Genomic DNA, 19,581 nt, shown 5'->3' with positions numbered 1-19,581 from the left:
GCATTGGCCACCAACTTCACAGTAAAGCTTGGCAAAGAATTGTAGGGTGCATAACGCCAAAAGGCGAGGCTATGCCAACGCGCAGCAATGCACCTAATTCAAGAAACAATGCCCCAATTCAATCACCTGTCCACGGAGTATCACTATCCTCGGTAGGGAGGACTCCGAGGATGGCCAGGGTTTCGTCGCACCAGGTTAGCCAGCTGGTCTCGTAGTGAATGCCGTTGCGCAGGGTGATGTACTGAAAGCGGGCCGCTAGGGATAGGGCGTCGGGGTCGGCAAAGTATTTCTGCTCGATCGCCCGGTAGGCTTCCAGCGTGGCCACATGCTGGGCGCGTTCGTGCTCAAGGGTGGCCTGCATGGTTGCGGGCGGTACCAGGTAGCCCACAAACAGCTTCACCAGCAGATCGTCCTTGGTGGGCGCACATTTAGAGGGTTGGGCAATCCACTCTTTTAGAACTGCTTTGCCGGGCTCGGTGACGCGGTAAACCTTTTTATCGGGCTTGCCCTCCTGGGCAACAGCTTCGGCGGTGACTAGCTCCTGCTGCTCTAGCTTGGTCAGCTCGCGGTAGATCTGCTGGTGGCTGGCGTGCCAGAAGAATCCGACTGAGCCATCGAACTGCTTAGCCAGGTCATAGCCGCTGCATGGGCGATCGGTGAGGGCCGACAAAATTGCGTGGGAAAGCGCCATAGCACCAATTCACAAAACTCCAATTCACAAAAACAAAAGTGCAAATTATTGACTATGCACAAAAGTGCATATAAGATGAGAACATTAAATGCAAAAAGTTGCATATTCGCTCAGTTGCATCCTCATTATGTCGCTTCCAGGCAGCAGCCTGATGACGCGATCGCATTTGTTCACATCCTTCCTCCCTGGAGAACTGCCATGACTAGCCGCATTCAGCCATTTTCCAAGCGTCAGCGCAGTTGGTCGCCCCTGAGCGGCATTGACTGGTCGGAGCTGAGGGCCGCTTACCAAACCTTTTTGAGCAATCCTGCCGCCGGCATCCTGCATATTCTCGCCGCTGGACGCCGCAGCCAGTGGCAGCGTTGGGTCGAGAACCGGCTAGAGCGCCAGGCGGCACACCTGGCCCATCGCCCGATTGCAGTCGATCTCGATGCGCTAGTGCAGCTACCGCCCGACACCCTCGGCGGCACCTACGCCCGCCACATGCTTCGCTACAGGTTTGATCCAGCAACCTTTATGACCGATGAAGCCAACCGCGAGTGGCTGCGCCAGCGCATGGCCATTAGCCACGACATCTACCACATCTATACCGGCTTCGATGCCTCACCCGTTGGTGAGTTCGGGGTAGCGGTCTATACCCTGGTGCAGTACCGCGACTTGCTCAATGTGTTCGTGCTCTCCTTTGTGCCCCTCAGCCTGACCAACCCGCTGTGGACGGTGCCGCTGCTGCGAGCGCTGTGGCGCGGGTATTGGATGGGGGTAAGGGGAAGGGCTGCGATCGCCTACCCGCCCGAACTCAATTGGGAGAAACCGCTCGCGATCGTGCGACAGGAACTAGGGCTAGGAGAATTTTTCTAGGGAATAATCAGCACCGGGCAGGGCGACAGGTTAATTACCCGCATGGTCACACTCTCGTTTTGCACGTCTTCGATCAGGCCCACGCCCCGGCAGCCCATGGCGATTAGATCGGCGTTGAGCTCGTCGGCCACATCGCAGATGACAAAGGCGGGTTGGCCCTCACGTTCAATCACCTCGGCCTCGATCGCTTGAGCAGAAAATAGTTCCTTGGCTTTGTTGAGCAGCTGGGCCACGGCCTCGGGCGACGATTGCCTGTCAGGCTGAGGCTTTTCAGGGGTGCTGGGTTCAACAACCGACAGCAAAACTAGCCGACTCTGGTGAGTTTTGACCAGTTCTGCCACCTTAGGAGCCGCCTGCTGCGCCTCAGAACTCATGTCGATGGGAAATAAAACCGTCTTGAACATGGCGTATCGAAGGGAACTCACACTCCGGTAAAATGAGGGCGGCCATCAGTAAATATTACGACAGACACAGTCGCTGGGTTGAGCTGCATCACCCGCCTCAAATCTACCTTAGTCAAGGTTGAGGCCGCTGCCACCCATGCGCTGCATAACGTAATAAATGCAAAGTCTTAACCCGTTTTAGGAGGTATTTTACAGTGACTAAAAAATCGGTGGCGAGCCTGTCGGCAGCTGACGTTTCGGGCAAGCGGGTACTGGTGCGGGCCGACTTCAACGTGCCCCTCGACGACCAGGGTGCCATTACCGACGACACCCGCATTCGGGCTGCCCTGCCCACCATCCAGGATCTCACCGGCAAAGGGGCAAAGGTCATTCTCACCAGCCACTTTGGTCGCCCCAAGGCCCAGGTGGTTGACAGCATGCGCCTTACCCCCGTGGCCAAGCGCCTGAGCGAGCTGCTGGGCCAGGAAGTCATCAAGTGCGACGACTGCATTGGCGATGAGGTCGCCGCCGCCGTAGGTGCAATGGAGAATGGCCAGGTAGCCCTGCTCGAAAACGTGCGCTTTTACCCTGGCGAAGAGGCCAATGACCCCGAGTTTGCCAAGCAGCTGGCCGCCAATGCCGACCTGTACGTAAACGACGCCTTTGGCACCGCCCACCGCGCCCACGCCTCGACTGAGGGTGTGACTAAGTACCTCAGCCCCTCGGTAGCAGGCTACCTGATCGAGAAAGAGCTGCAGTACCTCCAGGCGGCGATCGAAAATCCCCAGAAGCCTCTGGCAGCCATCATCGGTGGATCTAAGGTCTCCAGCAAAATCGGCGTGATTGAGACCCTGCTCGACAAAGTCGACAAGCTGCTGATCGGCGGCGGCATGATCTTTACCTTCTACAAGGCGCGGGGCCTCAACGTGGGCAAGTCGCTGGTGGAAGAAGACAAGCTAGAGCTGGCCAAAGCTCTGGAGGCCAAGGCTAAAGAGAAGGGCGTTGACCTGCTGCTGCCCACCGATGTGGTGCTGGCCGACAACTTTGCCGCCGATGCCAATAGCCAAACCGCCAGCGTTGACGCCATCCCCGATGGCTGGATGGGGCTCGACATTGGCCCCGACTCGATCAAGGTGTTCCAGGATGCGCTGAAGCAGTGCAAGTCGGTGATCTGGAATGGCCCCATGGGCGTGTTCGAGTTCGATAAGTTTGCGGCGGGTACCGAGGCGATCGCCCACACTCTGGCCGAACTCACCGACCAGGGCGTGACCACGATCATCGGCGGCGGCGACTCGGTGGCCGCAGTTGAGAAGGTGGGTGTGGCTGAGAAAATGAGCCACATTTCGACCGGCGGTGGCGCTAGCCTCGAACTGCTCGAAGGCAAAGAGCTGCCCGGCATTGCGGCCCTCGACGAGGCCTAGAACCTGGCCATCATGGATAAGCCAGCGTCGGTGTTGAGACGCTGGCTTATCCAGCAGCGTCCCGCTTTGAGTACAGCGTTCCGCTGCTGTCTCCAGCGACTGGGCCAACGCAGTAGTTCAAATTGATGCTCAAAAGGGATGGGGGAGTGATCCTCCATCCCTTTTTGGTTCGTACCCTGGGGCGATCGCCTAGCGATCAATACGCTTTGATGCCAGCAGGTACAGCGCTTGATAGGCATTGCGCACCTCCTGCCACCCGCCTGGTAAAAGAATAAAGCTACCGACATAGGCCACAGCAAAAAGGGTCGCGCTGAGCACCAGGTATAGCCCAGCATGAGCAGGGAAGCGCAGCCACATCTCAGCGGCTACCAGCAAAGCGGCGGCGACGAGCGATGCGATCGTGGGCCGCCAAACCGAGCCCACAAAATCTTTCATGGTGAGAGGGGTTTCAGTTAGACAAAACGCGATCGCAGGGTAGGTTAACCCCAGCGATGCCAGGGTAATACCCCAGGCTACCCCCAGCGGCCCCCAATAAGTGCCAACGGCGGCGGCGGCCACAACCACTGGCGTGTGCAGCATACTCCACCTCAGCTGCCGGTGAGTTTGCCCCGTCGATAGGTAGATCCACTTCGTCACCCGGTAAAAGCCGCTGACAAACACCGACAGCACCAGCACCCGAAAAATCGGGAACGATTCGACCCACTGATTCCCCAGCAGCAGCAGCAGCAGCTGGTCGCCAGACACGCCTAAAAACCCCAGGGCGGGCAAACACAGGCCAAACATCAGCATTAAAATCTGGCGGCTCTGGCTGCGGTACTGGTTGTCTTCACCCGCCGCTCGGCTAAGGCTAGAAATGGCCACGTTAATCAGCGGCAAATACACCTGGTTAAAGGGAAAGTAGGCCCAGTTGTAGGCGACCGAGTAAAGCCCCAGGGCGCTGGCTCCATTGAAGTAGCCCACCAGCACCCGATCCATCTCCATGCCCACCCGGTTGATCAGGTGAAAGCCGCTGAGGTTGGCCCCGTAGGACAACATCTTGCGAATATCGTAGCGGGTCTCTGGTCCGAGCGGGCTGAGGCTGCTGAGCCTGGAAGGCCGCCAGCGACAGGCCACCCAGTAGCTCAGGCTCTGGGCGACCTGATAGGTGACTAATTGCAGCACCAAGGCCCAGTAGCTCCAGCCGCCCATCGCGGCGGCCAGCGCTACCCCGGCCCCTAGTGCCAGGCTCCCCACCTCGATGAGGGTGAGCATTCCAAAGCGCATCTGCCTAGCCAGCAGCGACTGGTGCTGAAACGATATAAACAGGCTGGCCATACCCAGGGCCATGACTGGAATAATGAGAACTAGCCGAGATTCTTGATAAAACCAGGCGAAGGCGGGGGCCGACAGCAGCAGCCCGACCAGCAGCAGGACATTAATGCCAAAGGACAGCCAAAAGAGAGCGCTGGCCTGCTGCTGATCGAGGTGCGATCGCTGTACCATCGCCGTCCCCAAGCCCAATGAGTTGACGCTTTCCACCAGGGCAAACCAGGGTAGGGCCATCGCTACCAGGCCAAAATCTGCTGGGGTGAGCAAGCGCGCCAAAATCGAGGTGGTGCCAATTCCAATCAGCAGCTTGAGCGGCTGCGAGCCAAAGGTAATCAGGCTAGACTGCAGCGATCGCTGCTGCAGATAGGCCTGTGAGGCGCTAAAGTTCAAGTCTTGAGAAGATGGCTGCCGCTGACGTATAGCCATAGCAAAAAAGAGGGTTGCCTTAAAAATAGAGCAGAAAACACATCAACTGAACTACCGTGCTCACCTGACGCTGTCTTAGGCAACCGTTGGTAGGGGTGGAGCTGCCGGCGCTGGCCCTGTCGAGGTCTGCCGCAGCTTAGTCCACTCCTCGTCGGTGAAGTTTTCGTGGTAGGAGCGCTCCACATTCACGTCCCACAGGCTGTGGTTTTCTCCCGCAATGTTTTTGGCGGCCAGCAGGGCCGTCAGCATCGAGTGATCCTGATTGTTGTAGCGGTGCATGCCGTTGCGGCCTACCGTTTGCAGGTTCTCAAAGGTTTCAATGTAGTCCTGTAGCACCTGCAAGTGTCGGCGGTAGTCGCCGTCGTACACCGGGTAGGCCTTGTGCTGACGAATCACGCAGCCGTCCTCAATATCCTGGCGCTGTACGCCAAGGTTCAGTCGGGTGATCTCCTGGGCAGCCAGCTTCATCAGGGCCGAGTCAGGCATTTCCCAGAGTTCGTCGCCTTCACTGCAAAAGTACTCCATCCCCAGGCAGGTTTTGCTGGCGTCGGGCACCATCGCTGGGCTCCAGTTCTTAAAGTTTTGAATGCGGCCTACCCTAAACTCAGGGCTGTGAATGTAAAGCCAGTTATCGGGAAACAGGTCGGGTCGATCGATGATCAGCGAGACAATTAAAAAGTCGCGATACTTTAGCCCTCGGGCCGCCTCTAGCACCTCCGGCGGCGGCGGCGGGTCGAGTCGATGCACCAGGGTAGAAATGGGCATAGAGTTGATCACCTGATCGCCGCTTAGCTCAAGGGTGCGATCGGGCAATGCCCCAGCGGGATCAACCTGCCTGGCAATTACCTTGGTGACAAAGGTGCCCTGGTGTTCGATGCGAACAATTTCTGTGTTTAACTGCACCACTGTGCCCTGTTCCATCAGCAGCTCCTGGCAGCGCTCCCACATCATGCCGGGGCCGAGGCGCGGGTAGTCAAAGGTTTTGATCAGACTCTTGGCGTTTTGGCTGCCAAAAAGAGCATTGATCACCACTCGCTTTAGCGACATGTTTTGAATTCGCTGAGCCGCCCAGTCGGCCCGAATTTGGCTACAGGGTATACCCCACACTTTCTCGGTGTAGGTTTTAAAGAAGGTTTTATACAGTCGTTCGCCAAAGCTATCGGTAACCCATTCCTCAAAAGTTTCAGCCTGAAAACTTGGGTTAAGCCGCTTTTTGACTTTGGCCTTCAGGTAGCTGGCGACCATAAGAGCGCTAGCGACTGGCCCCAAATTTTTCAGCGTTTTCAGCAGGGACAGTGGATAGTCGTAAAATTTGCCCTGGTAGTAGATCCGCGATAGCCGTGGCACCTGAATAAAGTCATCGCCCAAAATTTCGGCCCAGATGGCGTTAACTTCTCCCACTTTGGTAAAGAAACGGTGACCGCCGATGTCAAAGCGGTAGCCTTTGTATACCTCCGTCCGGGAAATGCCGCCCACTTGCTCGGCCTTCTCCAGAATGATCGATCGCACACCCTGCTTAATTAGCTCGTAGCCTGCGGTCAACCCCGCTGGTCCGGCACCGATGACAATAACTGGGTAACGAGGCATAGGACGGGAACTCCTGTATTGAACCGATGAAATCACCGAGAGCGTAAAGCGGGCCTGGCGCTTTGGGGCATTGCCTGAGGTGCTTGTGCTATTGGTGTCTGGGGCAGGCTTTCCACCGCCGCATGGAAAGCCCCTGACACCCGCTCGCTAAGCGCTTTTGAAGTTTACTAAGAGCCGTATGTGTACTTCATGGGGCGTTAGCGAGCCGTAGAGAATGCTCACTAGACAGTACCGAAATGCTGTGCCGCCGCTACAAGCCAAAATGATACGTGAAAGACTCGCCTGAGCTTCAGCCATCTGAGTTCACCACGAACTAGAGCATACTTATCCTGCTGCCTTGACGATAATTGACCTGCCGTTAGTGCCCAACTCGGAGAATAAAAATGGTTAATAAACGGCTCGATCGGCTTGTCAACTTAATCTCTCCATACAGTATTAAAATTCTTCCGGAGAAATACCGACTGGTTTACCATTCTCTTATCAAACTTTAAATAAGTAGAAGTAGAAATTACCAGCAAAACCCAGGTAGTTTCATTAAAAATTTATGTTTTCATTACCAGATCTTAATTAGACCGTATCGCGCTCACGGGCAATGCGGTTGGCCTTTGAGGGGCTTTGACATAGCCCTATACCGCTGACTAGCACAGATCTTGGTGGAGCGGCCTTTGCTGCTGAGTGATTTAGGCGTCGGGCTGCGATCGCCCGTAGTCGGGCTGGGCAGTGTCTGCGACGGCTTCTGGCTCGCCACCGCCCGTGCGATCGAGCACGTCAATAATCCAGGCCTCTTCAATCCAGGTCTTGCAAATAACCGCCAGGGGCAGCGCCAAAATGAGCCCCACCGGGCCAAAAAAGGTAGCAAAAAAGATTTGAGAAATCAGCGTGGCGGCAGGCAGCAAGTCTACCTGCTTCTGCATCACCATAGGTGAAAACCAGTAGCTCTCGACATTTTGAATCAGCACATACAGCACAACTACCGCTAGCGCTGTAGCCGGCGACTGCAGCAGCGCCACAAATACCGGAAAAACCGCGCTCAAAGTCGGCCCAAGGTTGGGAATAAAGTTAAACAACCCGGCCAGCACGGCGTGGGCAAAGGCGTAGGGGACATCCAGCAGCACCAGCCCCGTAAAGCTGAGGGCAGCCACAAAAATCGAGCTGAGGGCCACACCACCCAGCCAAAACATCAGAGATCTTTCGCACTTGGTTAAGATTTCGTCGGCGCGGCGGCGGTAGCCCGATGGAAACAGCCGCAGCAGCAGCCGTCTATAGGCCGCCGGGTTGGCTAGCATCATCAGAGCGAGTACAACCAGCAGCAGCACCTGTAGCAAAATCGCCACAGAACTGGAGAAAAACGTCAAAAAGTTGCCAAACACCGTAGATCCGATGGACGCGGCCTGGCGCAGCAACTCGGGTAAACCCGGAACCAGGCTCAGGTCTTGCTCAGGAAACCAGTCGGGAGGGTTGGCCTGAAAGGCATCAAACCAAACGCCTAACTGCTCAAACCCTTTGGGGGTCAGCAGCAGCAGTTCTTGAAACTGGCTGACAAATAAAGGCAGCACCAGACCCAAAAAAATGACGCCGCCCAGCAGCACGAGCGCCCCCGTTACCAAGACCGATCGCGGTCGCGGCCAGCCGTACACCCGCGAAAACAGCCGCACCAGGCTATTGAGGGCAATGGTAATGACCACCGCCGCAAAGATAAGTAAGACAATCTGGCGAAACTGCCACAAAATGACCAGGGCAATGCCCAGTGCGGCCAGGTTGATCCAATCGGTTAGCTTCACAGCAAGGGCACCTTACGCGGTTGATACCTTTGGGTCCAAATTGTAGCTGGCTCTAGCGCCAGAGAGTTCTAGTATTTTCAGCTGGGCTGTTATGCTGGGAACTTATTATCGCTTTTTGGGTGTTATGGTAGCCCCAGTTCCAACCTCTCTACGCGACCAGCAGCACCCGATGATTCGGGACTTGGCCGATCGCATCGAAGCCACCTGGCAGCAGTACCTAGACCTATCGCCCTACCGTCTACCAGAAGATTTAGGCTACATTGAGGGCCGTCTGGAGGGCGAGAAGCTCACCATTGAAAATCGGTGCTACCAGACGCCTCAGTTTCGCAAGCTGCACCTGGAGCTAGCGCGAGTAGGGGCCAACCTCGATATTTTGCACTGCGTCATGTTTCCTCGCCCTGAGTACGGCCTGCCCATGTTTGGCTGCGACCTGGTCGGCGGGCGGGGGCAAATTAGCGCTGCCATTATCGATCTCTCGCCGGTCGCTGAGGTACTGCCCGATCGCTACGTTACAGCCCTCGACCAGCTGCCTGCTCAAGCTTTTGCCGAAGAGCGCGACCTGCCCGGCTGGGGCACGATTTTCTCGCCCTACTGCCGGTTCATTCGCCCCGCTAGCCCTGCCGAAGAGACGGCCTTTGTGCAGCTGATTGCTGACTACCTGGCGCTGCACTGCCAGCAGGCGATCGCGACCCCGGCTCAACCAGACCAAAAAGCGGGGATTATGGCGGGTCAGCGCCACTACTGCGAGCAGCAGCAAAAGAACGACAAAACCCGTCGCGTGCTCGAAAAAGCCTTTGGCGAAGCCTGGGCCGAGCGCTATATGACCACGGTGCTGTTTGACCTGCCTGAGGCTTAGCCCCAAACTTTAGGTTAATTAGCGGAATTTCATCTGTCTGTTGGTAGAGGGTTCACTAGAATAAGAATCTCTGTCGTACACAATCAGCGATCGCTATGACCGTCAGCTCGACCGCCCCGCTCAACACCCTCAGCCTGGACAAAACGCCCGATCTGACTACGCCTCGGCTGGGTCGGTTGATTGTATTCACAGGCCCCAGTGGGGTGGGTAAAGGTACGCTGCTGCGATCGCTGCGCCACCGCTACCCCATGCTCAAACTGTCGGTGTCGGCCACCACCCGCGCCCCCCGCCCCGGCGAGGTCGATGGCCAAGATTATTACTTTGTTAGCCGTGAAGCGTTTCAGGAGATGGTGGCGCGGGGCGAACTGCTAGAGTGGGCCGAGTTTGCGGGCAACTTCTACGGCACCCCCAAAGCCCCAGTGCTGCGAGAAATTGAAGCCGGCCACTGGGTGATTTTAGAAATTGAGCTAGAGGGTGCCCGCCAGGTGCGCGAAACGTTTCCCAACGCCCTCCAGCTATTTGTGCTGCCCCCCTCCATCGAAGAGCTAGAAAACCGCATTCGACTGCGCGGCAAAGACGCTGACGATGCCATTGAGCGCCGCCTGCAGCGGGCCCGAGTAGAGATTGACGCCGCCTCAGAATTTGACGAGCAAATCGTCAACGACGACCTCGAAGTGGCCCTTGAGCACCTCGAGAACGCCATCTTCAAAGACTGATAACTTCAAGGACTGATACAGTAGATTTCGCTTTTGTCGGCTGTTATGAACTCTGCATCGCCTGGCGAATAGCCTCGACCCGCTGGCGGTTGACACCCAGGTCAGACTGGCCCAGGCGCGAGGCCGATCGCACCTGAATTACCGACTCCGTTGGGTCGAGGTAAAACTCGACATCGTCCACAAAGCCCATCAGCTTGCTGGCAAACTCGGCGTAGAGGTAGTTGTCGCTAGAATCGACAATTGTCGTGCGGGGCATGGCCTGTACAATCGCCGTCAGCTGAGCCATCGCCTGGGCCGGGTCACCGCTGTAGGTGAGGGGCGCGATCGCATGTTCGGCATCGGTGTCGCCCTGGCTGACCACGCAGTTAGGGGAACTGGGGCAGGGGGCGAGCTTGCCTGCTTTAACGCCTAAGTTAGTGGGGCGATCGCCAGCCAGATTAATAAACGGAAGTGCGCCCATAGGACTAAAACCCAAAGAAACAGCAGCGCTGGGGCTAGCATTGCCCAGCAGCGTGAGCATAACCAGAGCAACCCCAAACAAATGTCGAAAAACTGATTTCAGCATAATGACAACGATCCAACCATCAGGTAGCTCTCCTGTAGGATAGAGCAAATGGATTAGATCCAAACCCTCCCCCTCGCCAGAGGTTACCATGTCTACCCTTGCCGCCGCCGCCCCCGTTGCCGATTTATTGCGCCGCCAGCGGACCTACTGGGCCACTGGGGCGACCCGTAGCCTCGATTTTCGCCTCGACCAGCTCAGGGCCCTGCGAGCGGCGATCGTCAAGTATCAGGCTGAGATTATTGACGCGGCAAAGCACGATCTGGGCCGTCCTGAGTTTGAGGGCTATATCGAAGTCGCGGTCATCGGCGAGCTTGACTATGCAATTAAGCACCTACGCCGCTGGGCCAAACCGCGCCGCGCCGCTCTAGCCCTCAGCCAAAGGCCTGGCTCAGCCTGGGTGCAGCCCGAGCCCCTGGGGGTGGCCTTAATTATTGGCCCGTGGAACTACCCGTTTCAGCTGATTATTTCGCCGCTGATGGGGGCGATCGCGGCGGGTAACTGCGCTATTCTCAAACCTTCTGAGCTGGCTCCAGCCACCTCTGCGGTGCTGGCCCGGCTGATCGCAGAAACTTTTGACCCCGCCTATATAGCCCTGGTCGAAGGCGGGGTAGACACCGCCCAGGCCCTGCTGGCCGAAAAATTTGACCACATTCTGTTTACCGGCGGCGAGCGGGTCGGCAAAATCGTCATGCAGGCGGCGGCCCAGCATCTCACCCCGGTCACGCTGGAGCTGGGCGGTAAAAGTCCCTGCATTGTCGATGTCGATGTGAATGTGGAAATCGCGGCCCGGCGCATTGTGTGGGGCAAATTTCTCAATGCGGGGCAAACCTGCATTGCGCCTGACTACCTGCTGGTCGACGAGCGCGTCAAAGCCGACCTGGTGACGGCGCTGAAGCAGAGAATGGCCGATTGCTACGGCGAGAACCCCGCTAACAGCCCCGACTTCTCTCGTGTGGTCAACGAGCGCCAGTTTGACCGCCTGGTGGGTCTGCTCAGCCAGGGCAACATTGTAGTGGGCGGCGACCACAACCGCAGCGATCGCTACATTGCTCCTACACTCATCGACGGCGTCAGCTGGGACGCCCCGGTTATGCAGGAGGAGATTTTTGGCCCTATTTTGCCGATTCTCACCTACCGCAGCCTGGATGAGGCGATCGCCAGCCTCAGCCAGCGGCCCAAACCCCTGGCGCTGTACGTGTTTTCGCGCGATCGCCAGGTGCAGACCCAGGTGCTCGATCGCACAACCGCCGGGTCGGTTTGCATTAACGACGTCATCCTGCAGGTCGCTGTTTGGGATCTGCCCTTCGGCGGCGTGGGCAGCAGCGGCATGGGTCGCTACCACGGCCAGTACAGCTTTGACACCTTCTCGAATCTCAAAAGCGTGTTCAAAAAACCCTTCTGGCTCGATATGGACTGGCGCTACCCTCCCTACGAGAGCAAGATCAAGCTATTTCAGAAAATGATGGGGCTGTCTTAAAGAACCGGCTGACCATCGCTCTGCAAACTCACTCTGCTAATTTTGCGTAGGCGAAAACATCAGCCCTGGCGAGCAACCTGGTATAGTCCCAGGAAAATGTTCGCTGCGGGGATGCCCCACTGTGACAACTCTTCTAGTCAAAAATATTCACACCCTGGTCACGATGGATGACGAGCGGCGTGAAATTCGATCTGGGGCGCTCTTCATTCGCGATCACGTGATTGAGCAGGTTGGGACCACCGCCGACCTGCCCACCGAGGCCGACCGGGTGCTGGACTTGAGCGATCGCCATCTGGTGCTCCCCGGCCTGGTCAACACCCACCACCACTTCTATCAAACCCTCACCCGCGTGGTGCCGGGGGCGCAGAACTCGGCCCTGTTCAACTGGCTCAGCTCGCTCTATCCGCTGTGGCAGCGGTTCACCCCCGACGCCATTCGCCTCAGCGCCCAGGTCGCCGCTGCTGAGCTAATTTTCTCGGGCTGCACCACCGCCAGCGACCACCTCTACCTGTTCCCCAACGGCTGCACCCTGGACGACGAAATCGAGGCCGTGGCCCAAACCGGGCTGCGCTTCCACGCCAGCCGGGGCAGCATGAGCGTGGGCGAAAGCAAGGGCGGCCTGCCCCCCGACTCCATCGTTGAGGCCGAGACCGACATTCTCAAAGACTCCCAGCGGCTGATCGAGCAGTACCACGACAATGACCCCTACGCCCTGGTGCGCATTACCCTGGCCCCCTGTTCGCCCTTCAGCGTCTCCACCGACCTGATGCGCGAGTCGGCGGCACTGGCCCGCAGCTACCCCGGCGTGCGGCTGCACACCCACCTGGCCGAGAACAACTCCGACGTCACCTACAGTCTCGATACCTTTGGCCTCACCCCTGGCGACTATGCCGCCTCCGTCGGCTGGCTGGGCGACGACGTGTGGCATGCCCACTGCGTCAAACTCGACGACAGAGCCATTTGCAGCTTTGGGCAAACGGGCACCGGGGTAGCCCACTGCCCCTGTAGCAATATGCGCCTGGCCAGCGGTATGGCCCCGATCCGCAAAATGCTGGACCATAACGTACCCGTGGGTCTGGGGGTAGATGGGTCGGCCTCCAACGACGGCAGCCACCTGTTGGCCGAGGCCCGCCAGGCCTTTTTGATGGCCCGCGTGCGCGAAGAAGACCCCGCCGCCCTCACCGCCCGCGAAGCTCTGGAGATTGCCACTCGTGGCGGGGCAAAGGTGCTAGGCCGCACTGATATTGGCCACCTAGCTCCTGGTATGGCCGCAGATTTTATCACGGTGAATCTCGATCGCCTCGCCCTCTCCGGCACCGCCTACGATCCGGTAGCCGCCCTGATCTTTTGCATGGTCGATCGCGTGGACTACAGCTTTATCCACGGCAGAGAGGTGCTGAACCCCGAGGGTCTGCTAACGCTGGATTTGCCGGTGGTGCTGGAGCAGCACGGGGCGGTGGCGCGATCGCTTGCTGCCTAGTCTCGCTGAAAGGCTCAATCTGGCTTTTAATTAAGAAAACGTCCAAGAGCACCGCCGATCCGGCCCAGGGATGCCTTCTATATTTATTTCCTACCGCCGCAGCGATAGTCACGCCGATGTTGGCCGCATTTACGATCGCCTAGCCGCCCACTTCGGCAAAGCCGCCGTATTTAAGGATGTGGATGACATTCCGCCTGGTGTCGACTTCCGCGACTACCTCAACCGCACCCTCAATCAGTGCGCCGTGTTGCTGGTAGTCATTGGGCCTAGCTGGCTCACCGCTACCGACGCCCAAGGGCGTCGCCGCCTCGATAATCCTGCCGACTGGGTACGGGTTGAAATTGAAGAATCTCTGCGCCGGGACGATGTCCTGGTAGTACCGCTGCTAGTCAGCCATGCGACCCTGCCCCAACCCGACGACCTGCCCACAAGTTTGCAAGACTTGGCCTACCGTAACTACCGCGAAGCCCGACCCGACCCAGACTTTCACAAAGACATGGGGCGGCTGATCGACGGATTGGAGCCATATTTTGGCAGGTCGCCACGATCGTTCAGATCAGCGCTGCGCTCCCCTGCGGAACCACGATCGAAAACTAGCTCACAACGTTCTGCCTCTGCGCCAATGACCCGCCATCAGTTTTTGCGCTGGGCTGTACCCGGTAGTGTTGGGCTGTTGGGAGTCTTCGGTTTGCGTCAGCTTCTGAATCAGTCGTTCTCTTTTCAACCATCAGCAGGATCAGCAGGGGACACCAGGGCATCCGGCTGGGGAACTAACGCTGCCGAAAACGGCACGAGCGGATGGGGCACCTCCCAAACTGCACCCCATAGCCCCTCAGGAACCAGCCCCTGGGGAACAAAGGATTTACCGGCATGGGCAGGAGATTTTAGCGACCTGGAGGCGATGTTGGCCGCTGAACGTTGGCAAGAGGCCGACCAGGAAACTGCACGAATCATGTTTGAATCTGTAGGCCTAGACCCTAGAAATGATTTCTTTAGCGTTGACAATATTCAAACGTTTCCTTGCGATACGCTACAGGCTCTTGACGAGTTGTGGGTGAGCGCCAGCGACAACAGGTTTGGTTTTAGCGTGCAGCGGAAAATTTATGTCGAAGCCTGCCGTGGTTCTACTAATGAGGGCTCGAACGAAGCTGCCTTTGGGTGTTTCGTTGAGCAAGTCGGATGGCCCAGCGTCTGGGAAAGAGAACCCCAGCCCTCTCAGGTGACCTACAGCACAGCGTCACCGCCGGGCCATCTGCCGTGGCATTTCATGTGTGGCTTGAGTTATTGCGATGGCTCTAGAAATGAGTTGGAACTATTTGCCGGGTTGGTCGCTAAACTCACGAGCTGCGATCGCTAGGTAGCGCCTCAATCAGCAAAAAGCCCCGCGTCTTACCTGACACCGAATCTGTTGTATTGATCGCCTCCCACAGGGTTTCGGTCTGCACCCACACGGGCGGATACTTGTAGCGCGACACATCCAAAATTAAAAACTGGTCGGTGTCGGCATCGTAGGCCGCCAGGGGCGAAATGTGGCCGCCCCGCTCCTGACCGATCGCGCGGCGCAGGTAGTTGATCAGCACGTAGTTGCCAGACGTTTCCAGATTGGTGCGAACCAGGTCGCGAAATTCTTCTAGACTCACATCGCTGCCGTAGTGGATCTCGGCGCTGACGGGATAGGTTTCGAGGATGCCTGCCAGTTCTGCCAGGGTGAGGCCCTGACGGGCGATCGCCGCCTGGCCAATAATCGCCTCCGTCTGCTCATTAAACAGATTCTCTTGGGTGAAATACCCTCGCTCCCACTGCGGGGCCAGCGGGGCCGGAACCCCCAGCGCGTTGAGCACCATCGCCATACTCGCCACCCCGCAGAAGGCCTGGTTAATCTGCGTCACAAACTGAGCCGTCAGCGGTACGTAGTCGGCCAACGCCTCACTATCGCGCAGCAGCACCTGCCCCTCTGTCGAGGTCAATGGAACCAGGTGGTCAGGCAGAGGCAGCGTTTGAGAAGCCAGCGGTCGGGCGCTGCTGGCAACTCCAAGGGTCGCCAGCAGCAAAACAATGAATTTAGACGGGCGAAAAACCGTTAGAGACCGACCCGATAGAACGAATTTCATCATGGCTGCTCCTGGCCCAGGGTTGTCATTTGCTGGCTGAGCCATGCCGCCGCGCTGGTATTGGTGCCCTGAGCCAGCTTTTGCAGGGTTTCATCCAGTAGGGCGATGGGCAAACCAGTTAGCGCCTGAGCAGTTTCGCAGGCCAAATACTCACCATTCTCCTGAAGTAAAAACGCAAATACTCGCTGCCCCCGTACATCAACTACCCAGTATTCAGGAATGCCGAGGGCGGCGTAGAGGTGCTTTTTCTCATCCAGATCGCTGGCCAAAGTGGTGTCAGAGATTTCGCCGACCAGGTCGGGCACTCGGGTTTGGTTCAAATCAATTCGGCGGGGCTCGCCTGGTTGCCACTGGGGGTAGTCAGGCCCAACGTAGAGCACCAGGTCGGGCGCACTGGCCCGCACCTCCGCCCGCTCCAGCAGGCACCGCCCCAGAGAACTAAAGCTTTGATCGGGATGCTGTGCGGCCCAAAAGCCCAAAATAATGATGAATAAATCGCTCACTGCCGCGTGGCTAATTCCTTCTGCGCCCATCGTGACCCACAGCCATCCTTCATTAAAGGCTAGTTTCAAATGTTCTCGGCTCGGGTCGTCTCGCAGTGCCGCATAGTCAGCCCAGCTAGCCCGATGCCACTGGTGCTGAAGCAGCGTAGACGTAATGGTCTTTGTAGGGGATGTGGTCGTCATGGCAGTATCCCAATCCGTAGTAAACACTGTAAGCGATCGCACTCTTCGCGGCGGCATCAACACGTTAAGAGTCGCTACAGTAGAAGAGCGATCGCACGTTTTCCCGATAGCTATTCCTATGCCGACCCTCAACCAGCCCAGCGCCACCAAAACCCTACTCAGCATCCAGCGATCCCAGGGTCGCCACTGGGTGGGCGACGGTTTCCCAGTGCGAACGCTGATGGCCTACAACAGTCTGGGGCAAACCATCAGCCCCTTTTTGCTGCTCGACTACGCCGGGCCAGCGAATTTTTCGCCGACTACGGCGCGGCGCGGTGTGGGTGAGCACCCCCACCGAGGTTTTGAGACCGTCACCATTGTCTACGACGGCGAGGTTGAGCACCGCGACTCCGCTGGCGGCGGCGGCATCATTGGCCCCGGCGATGTGCAGTGGATGACGGCGGCGGCGGGGCTGGTGCACGAAGAATTCCACGGGCCAAACTTTGCCCAAACCGGCGGCCCTTTTGAGATGGTGCAGCTGTGGGTCAATTTGCCCGCCAAAGACAAAATGGCCTCGCCCCGCTACCAGGGTATTACCGCTGCGCAAATTCCTGTCGTCGATCTGCCCAATGGCCAGGGCAGCCTGCGGGTGATCGCTGGCGACTTTGACGGTGCCCAGGGGCCAGCCCAAACCTTTACACCAATCAATATGTGGGATTTGCGTTTGCAGACGGGCCAATCAGTCGATCTAGCCGTGCCGCAGGGCCACACCACTCTGCTGGTAGTACTCCGGGGAGCCGTCAAGGCTGGCGGTTCGGAGGCGATCGCGGAAGCTGAAATCGGCATTTTTGACCCCGCTGGCACCACCCTCACGCTCTACACCCAGCAAGACACCACCGCCCTGCTGCTCTCTGGCGAACCCATCGACGAACCGATAGTTGGCCACGGCCCCTTTGTGATGAATACTACGGCAGAAATCTACCAGGCTGCAGCCGATTACCAGAGCGGCAAAATGGGGGCTCTGGTTCGATAGACGCGATCGCCGCTAATCCAGCTCAGCCACAACGCTGTAAATAGATTCAGTAATCTGCCTGAGCTGCGCTGGCTCAATAATGTATGGCGGCATAGTGTAGATCAAGCGGCCAAAGGGACGCAGCCACACCCCCTGGCTCACAAACTGGGGTTGCACCACCGCCATATCCACCGGGTCGTGTAGTTCGACCACGCCGATCGCCCCCAGCACCCGCACATCCTTTACCGCTGGCAGATTGCGGCAGGGGGCTAGCCCCTGCTTTAGCTGCGCTTCAATGGCGGCTACCCTGGCGGCCCAGTCGTAGCTTTCCAGCAAGTTCAGGTTCTCCAGCGCCACTGCGCAGGCCAGCGGGTTGCCCATAAATGTGGGGCCGTGCATAAACACCCCGGCCTCTCCCTGGGCAAAGGTTTCGCTAATGTGGCTGGTGGTCAGGGTAGCCGCCAGCGACATAAAGCCCCCAGTCAGGGCTTTGCCCACGCACGTAATGTCTGGGGCTACACCAGCGTATTCGCAGGCAAACAGCTTGCCGGTGCGGCCAAAGCCGGTGGCAATTTCGTCAAGAATGAGCAGCACGTTGTAGCGATCGCACAGTTCCCGCGCCCGCCGCACGTACTGAGGGCTGTAGAATCGCATGCCTCCCGCCCCCTGCACCACCGGCTCAAAGATGGCGGCGGCGATCTCCCCGTGGTAGCGCTCTAAGATGGCCTCAAAACTAGCGATATCGCTCTCTTCCCACACGCCCTCAAAGGGAATTTGAGGCGCATCGGCAAAGTACTGCTCCACCAGGCTGCGGCGAAACAGGTGGTGCATACCGTTGACCGGGTCGCACACCGACATCGCCGCAAAGGTGTCGCCGTGGTAGCCATTTCGCAGGGTGAGAAAATGCTGCTTTTGGGGCTCGCCCCGGTTGTGCCAGTACTGGATCGCCAGCTTCATGGCTACTTCTACCGATACCGACCCCGAATCGCAGAAAAACACGTGCTGCAAGGGTTCCGGCGTCATCTGTACCAGCTTGTAGGCGAGCTGCACCGCTGGCTGGTGGGTCAGCCCACCAAACATGACGTGGCTCATGTGCCCCATCTGTTCCTGGGCCGCCCGGTTCAGTCGAGGGTGATTGTAGCCGTGAATGCAGGTCCACCACGACGACATGCCATCGACTAGCGGCTCCCCAGTCTCTAGTTCAAGGTAGACCCCCTGGGCCGACTTGACTGAAAATACTGGCCCTGTGCCCGGCATCGCCGCATAGGGATGCCACACGTGGCGGCGATCGAGCGCCATCAGTTCATCAATCGGCAGCGGATCCATAACCGTAGGGTGCACAGCACTAGGCGCGGCTTTGCCAACGCGAAGCAGTGTACCATAAAGAATTTAGGCCAGAAATTCATCGACGTACTTTAAATACGTTGCCGGATCCTCCAGCATAGGAAAATGCCCTGTGTTTTTCACCAGGGCGTACTCAATTTTAGGATTCAGATCTGCCGCCGTTCGGCCCATGTCGGCCGGAGTAATTTTGTCAAATTCACCTGCTACCAGCAGCGTTGGCACGCTAATTTTGGCAAACTCGGCAGGCATTACTTCCGTGGCTTTTTTGCTCACCGACGTAAAAATAGTGCCCAGGGCAGTATCGTAGTCGGCATTCAAGAAATCTTCCAAAAACGCCACCTTCTCTGCATTAGGGATAGGGCGCTTGAGAAATCGGGCCATAAAAAAGCGCGGGGCCAGCGGTATATTCGCCAGCCATTTAGGGCGAAAAGCCACAACATAGCCGCCAAATTTATAAAACGCCTCAAAAGCGGCTTTGTCGTACTCAAAAATGCCGTTGCAGGTGAGAATTGCCCGATCCACCAGGTGCGGATACTGGTTCAAAAAATACACCGCTACCGATGCCCCCATCGAGTGAGCATTGATAGAAACCTTGGGCAGATTTAACGCCTTCAAAAGCTCAGCTAAATCGTCGGCGTAGGTGTCTAGCTCGTAGCCCCTCGCCGCCATCGCCGCCTGTTGGTCGGGGGCAATGGTCGATCGCCCAAACCCGCGCATGTCGTAAAGCAGGCAGTCGTAGCGATCGCTCATCGCCGCTGCCGTGCTCTGCCAGTAGCGAGCCGACCCAGCCCAGCCGTGGATAAACACCATAACGGGCCTCGAAGAGGCTGGATTGCGCGGGGTCTCGGTACCCACCCACTCGTAGTAGTGGTTGACCTGGTTAACTTCAACGTAGGGCAT

The 19,581-nt window shown here is 57.8% G+C and carries 18 protein-coding genes; 8 read left to right on the top strand and 10 right to left on the bottom strand.

Features of this window, described 5'->3' with window-relative positions; genetic code table 11:
• Positions 1-118 precede the first annotated feature (118 nt).
• The gene (locus tag ACQ4N7_RS18900; protein ID WP_430713039.1) at positions 119-691 is read right to left on the bottom strand and encodes a PadR family transcriptional regulator; all 573 of its coding nucleotides are present in this window, start codon (positions 689-691) and stop codon (positions 119-121) included.
• Between the two features lie 198 nt (positions 692-889).
• Here ACQ4N7_RS18900 and ACQ4N7_RS18895 point away from each other — a divergent pair, with 198 nt between their 5' ends.
• Entirely contained in the window at positions 890-1,549 is a 660-nt protein-coding gene (locus ACQ4N7_RS18895) for a Coq4 family protein (protein WP_430713038.1), read from the top strand.
• Here ACQ4N7_RS18895 and ACQ4N7_RS18890 read toward each other — a convergent pair.
• Complete coding sequence (locus tag ACQ4N7_RS18890) at positions 1,546-1,953, bottom strand: universal stress protein (protein WP_430713057.1); 408 nt, start codon at positions 1,951-1,953, stop codon at positions 1,546-1,548. The two genes, ACQ4N7_RS18895 and ACQ4N7_RS18890, sit on opposite strands and share 4 nt — an antisense overlap.
• A gap of 194 nt (positions 1,954-2,147) precedes the next feature.
• Here ACQ4N7_RS18890 and ACQ4N7_RS18885 point away from each other — a divergent pair, with 194 nt between their 5' ends.
• Complete coding sequence (locus ACQ4N7_RS18885) at positions 2,148-3,353, top strand: phosphoglycerate kinase (RefSeq protein ID WP_430713037.1); 1,206 nt, start codon at positions 2,148-2,150, stop codon at positions 3,351-3,353.
• 189 nt (positions 3,354-3,542) lie between these two features.
• Here ACQ4N7_RS18885 and ACQ4N7_RS18880 read toward each other — a convergent pair whose 3' ends face one another.
• The 3 genes from ACQ4N7_RS18880 to ACQ4N7_RS18870 form a co-directional block, all read right to left on the bottom strand.
• Positions 3,543-5,087, bottom strand: a complete 1,545-nt coding sequence (locus ACQ4N7_RS18880; RefSeq protein ID WP_430713036.1) for a lipopolysaccharide biosynthesis protein — start codon at positions 5,085-5,087, stop codon at positions 3,543-3,545.
• Positions 5,088-5,162: 75 nt separating this feature from the next.
• The gene (locus ACQ4N7_RS18875) at positions 5,163-6,674 is read right to left on the bottom strand and encodes an NAD(P)/FAD-dependent oxidoreductase (protein WP_430713035.1); all 1,512 of its coding nucleotides are present in this window, start codon (positions 6,672-6,674) and stop codon (positions 5,163-5,165) included.
• Between the two features lie 680 nt (positions 6,675-7,354).
• Entirely contained in the window at positions 7,355-8,455 is a 1,101-nt protein-coding gene (locus ACQ4N7_RS18870) for an AI-2E family transporter (RefSeq protein WP_430713034.1), read from the bottom strand.
• 91 nt (positions 8,456-8,546) lie between these two features.
• Between ACQ4N7_RS18870 and ACQ4N7_RS18865 the strand changes: the two genes are divergently transcribed.
• On the top strand, positions 8,547-9,311 hold the full coding sequence (locus tag ACQ4N7_RS18865; RefSeq protein ID WP_430713033.1) for a phycocyanobilin:ferredoxin oxidoreductase: 765 nt from the start codon (positions 8,547-8,549) through the stop codon (positions 9,309-9,311).
• 95 nt (positions 9,312-9,406) lie between these two features.
• Positions 9,407-10,027, top strand: coding sequence for a guanylate kinase (gene gmk, locus ACQ4N7_RS18860; protein ID WP_430713032.1), 621 nt, complete (start codon positions 9,407-9,409; stop codon positions 10,025-10,027).
• A gap of 43 nt (positions 10,028-10,070) precedes the next feature.
• Here gmk and ACQ4N7_RS18855 read toward each other — a convergent pair whose 3' ends face one another.
• The gene (locus tag ACQ4N7_RS18855; protein WP_430713056.1) at positions 10,071-10,469 is read right to left on the bottom strand and encodes a DUF1499 domain-containing protein; all 399 of its coding nucleotides are present in this window, start codon (positions 10,467-10,469) and stop codon (positions 10,071-10,073) included.
• A 211-nt stretch (positions 10,470-10,680) separates the two neighbouring features.
• Between ACQ4N7_RS18855 and ACQ4N7_RS18850 the strand changes: the two genes are divergently transcribed.
• The 3 genes from ACQ4N7_RS18850 (at position 10,681) to ACQ4N7_RS18840 (ending at position 14,906) form a co-directional block, all read left to right on the top strand.
• Positions 10,681-12,069 (top strand): aldehyde dehydrogenase, encoded by a 1,389-nt coding sequence (locus ACQ4N7_RS18850; protein ID WP_430713031.1) that lies wholly within the window; start codon positions 10,681-10,683, stop codon positions 12,067-12,069.
• A 121-nt stretch (positions 12,070-12,190) separates the two neighbouring features.
• Positions 12,191-13,549, top strand: coding sequence for an 8-oxoguanine deaminase (locus ACQ4N7_RS18845; RefSeq protein WP_430713030.1), 1,359 nt, complete (start codon positions 12,191-12,193; stop codon positions 13,547-13,549).
• 70 nt (positions 13,550-13,619) lie between these two features.
• Positions 13,620-14,906, top strand: coding sequence for a GUN4 domain-containing protein (locus ACQ4N7_RS18840; protein WP_430713029.1), 1,287 nt, complete (start codon positions 13,620-13,622; stop codon positions 14,904-14,906).
• Here ACQ4N7_RS18840 and ACQ4N7_RS18835 read toward each other — a convergent pair.
• Both ACQ4N7_RS18835 and ACQ4N7_RS18830 read right to left on the bottom strand, forming a co-directional pair.
• Positions 14,887-15,660 carry a phytochelatin synthase family protein gene (locus tag ACQ4N7_RS18835; RefSeq protein WP_430713055.1) on the bottom strand — a complete coding sequence of 258 codons (774 nt, stop codon included), beginning with the start codon at positions 15,658-15,660 and terminating at the stop codon, positions 14,887-14,889. The two genes, ACQ4N7_RS18840 and ACQ4N7_RS18835, sit on opposite strands and share 20 nt — an antisense overlap.
• A complete protein-coding gene (locus ACQ4N7_RS18830) occupies positions 15,660-16,346 on the bottom strand; it encodes a Uma2 family endonuclease (RefSeq protein WP_430713028.1) in 687 nt (228 codons plus the stop codon). Before ACQ4N7_RS18830 ends, ACQ4N7_RS18835 begins: the two co-directional genes overlap by 1 nt.
• Positions 16,347-16,464: 118 nt before the next feature.
• Between ACQ4N7_RS18830 and ACQ4N7_RS18825 the strand changes: the two genes are divergently transcribed.
• Positions 16,465-17,358: a pirin family protein gene (locus tag ACQ4N7_RS18825; RefSeq protein WP_430713054.1), complete on the top strand. Its 894-nt coding sequence runs from the start codon at positions 16,465-16,467 to the stop codon at positions 17,356-17,358.
• Positions 17,359-17,370: 12 nt separating this feature from the next.
• Here the strand turns inward: ACQ4N7_RS18825 and bioA are convergent, their stop codons facing one another.
• The gene (gene bioA, locus ACQ4N7_RS18820; RefSeq protein ID WP_430713053.1) at positions 17,371-18,663 is read right to left on the bottom strand and encodes an adenosylmethionine--8-amino-7-oxononanoate transaminase; all 1,293 of its coding nucleotides are present in this window, start codon (positions 18,661-18,663) and stop codon (positions 17,371-17,373) included.
• 63 nt (positions 18,664-18,726) lie between these two features.
• Positions 18,727-19,581, bottom strand: a complete 855-nt coding sequence (locus ACQ4N7_RS18815) for an alpha/beta fold hydrolase (RefSeq protein WP_430713027.1) — start codon at positions 19,579-19,581, stop codon at positions 18,727-18,729.

Source organism: Nodosilinea sp. AN01ver1, from assembly GCF_050565655.1.
Classification (GTDB): Bacteria; Cyanobacteriota; Cyanobacteriia; order Phormidesmidales; family Phormidesmidaceae; genus Nodosilinea.
This window is presented reverse-complemented; position numbering and strand designations above follow the sequence as displayed.

Bases quoted from the DNA above. Each gene is read 5' to 3' on its own strand.
- ACQ4N7_RS18900 (WP_430713039.1), bottom strand. From the start codon at position 691: ATGGCGCTTTCCCACGCAATTTTGTCGGCCCTCACCGATCGCCCATGC.
- ACQ4N7_RS18895 (WP_430713038.1), top strand. From the start codon at position 890: ATGACTAGCCGCATTCAGCCATTTTCCAAGCGTCAGCGCAGTTGGTCG.
- ACQ4N7_RS18890 (WP_430713057.1), bottom strand. From the start codon at position 1,953: ATGTTCAAGACGGTTTTATTTCCCATCGACATGAGTTCTGAGGCGCAG.
- ACQ4N7_RS18880 (WP_430713036.1), bottom strand. From the start codon at position 5,087: ATGGCTATACGTCAGCGGCAGCCATCTTCTCAAGACTTGAACTTTAGC.
- ACQ4N7_RS18875 (WP_430713035.1), bottom strand. From the start codon at position 6,674: ATGCCTCGTTACCCAGTTATTGTCATCGGTGCCGGACCAGCGGGGTTG.
- ACQ4N7_RS18865 (WP_430713033.1), top strand. From the start codon at position 8,547: ATGCTGGGAACTTATTATCGCTTTTTGGGTGTTATGGTAGCCCCAGTT.
- gmk (WP_430713032.1), top strand. From the start codon at position 9,407: ATGACCGTCAGCTCGACCGCCCCGCTCAACACCCTCAGCCTGGACAAA.
- ACQ4N7_RS18850 (WP_430713031.1), top strand. From the start codon at position 10,681: ATGTCTACCCTTGCCGCCGCCGCCCCCGTTGCCGATTTATTGCGCCGC.
- ACQ4N7_RS18840 (WP_430713029.1), top strand. From the start codon at position 13,620: ATGCCTTCTATATTTATTTCCTACCGCCGCAGCGATAGTCACGCCGAT.
- ACQ4N7_RS18835 (WP_430713055.1), bottom strand. From the start codon at position 15,660: ATGAAATTCGTTCTATCGGGTCGGTCTCTAACGGTTTTTCGCCCGTCT.
- ACQ4N7_RS18830 (WP_430713028.1), bottom strand. From the start codon at position 16,346: ATGACGACCACATCCCCTACAAAGACCATTACGTCTACGCTGCTTCAG.
- ACQ4N7_RS18825 (WP_430713054.1), top strand. From the start codon at position 16,465: ATGCCGACCCTCAACCAGCCCAGCGCCACCAAAACCCTACTCAGCATC.
- bioA (WP_430713053.1), bottom strand. From the start codon at position 18,663: ATGGATCCGCTGCCGATTGATGAACTGATGGCGCTCGATCGCCGCCAC.
- ACQ4N7_RS18815 (WP_430713027.1), bottom strand. From the start codon at position 19,581: ATGCCCTACGTTGAAGTTAACCAGGTCAACCACTACTACGAGTGGGTG.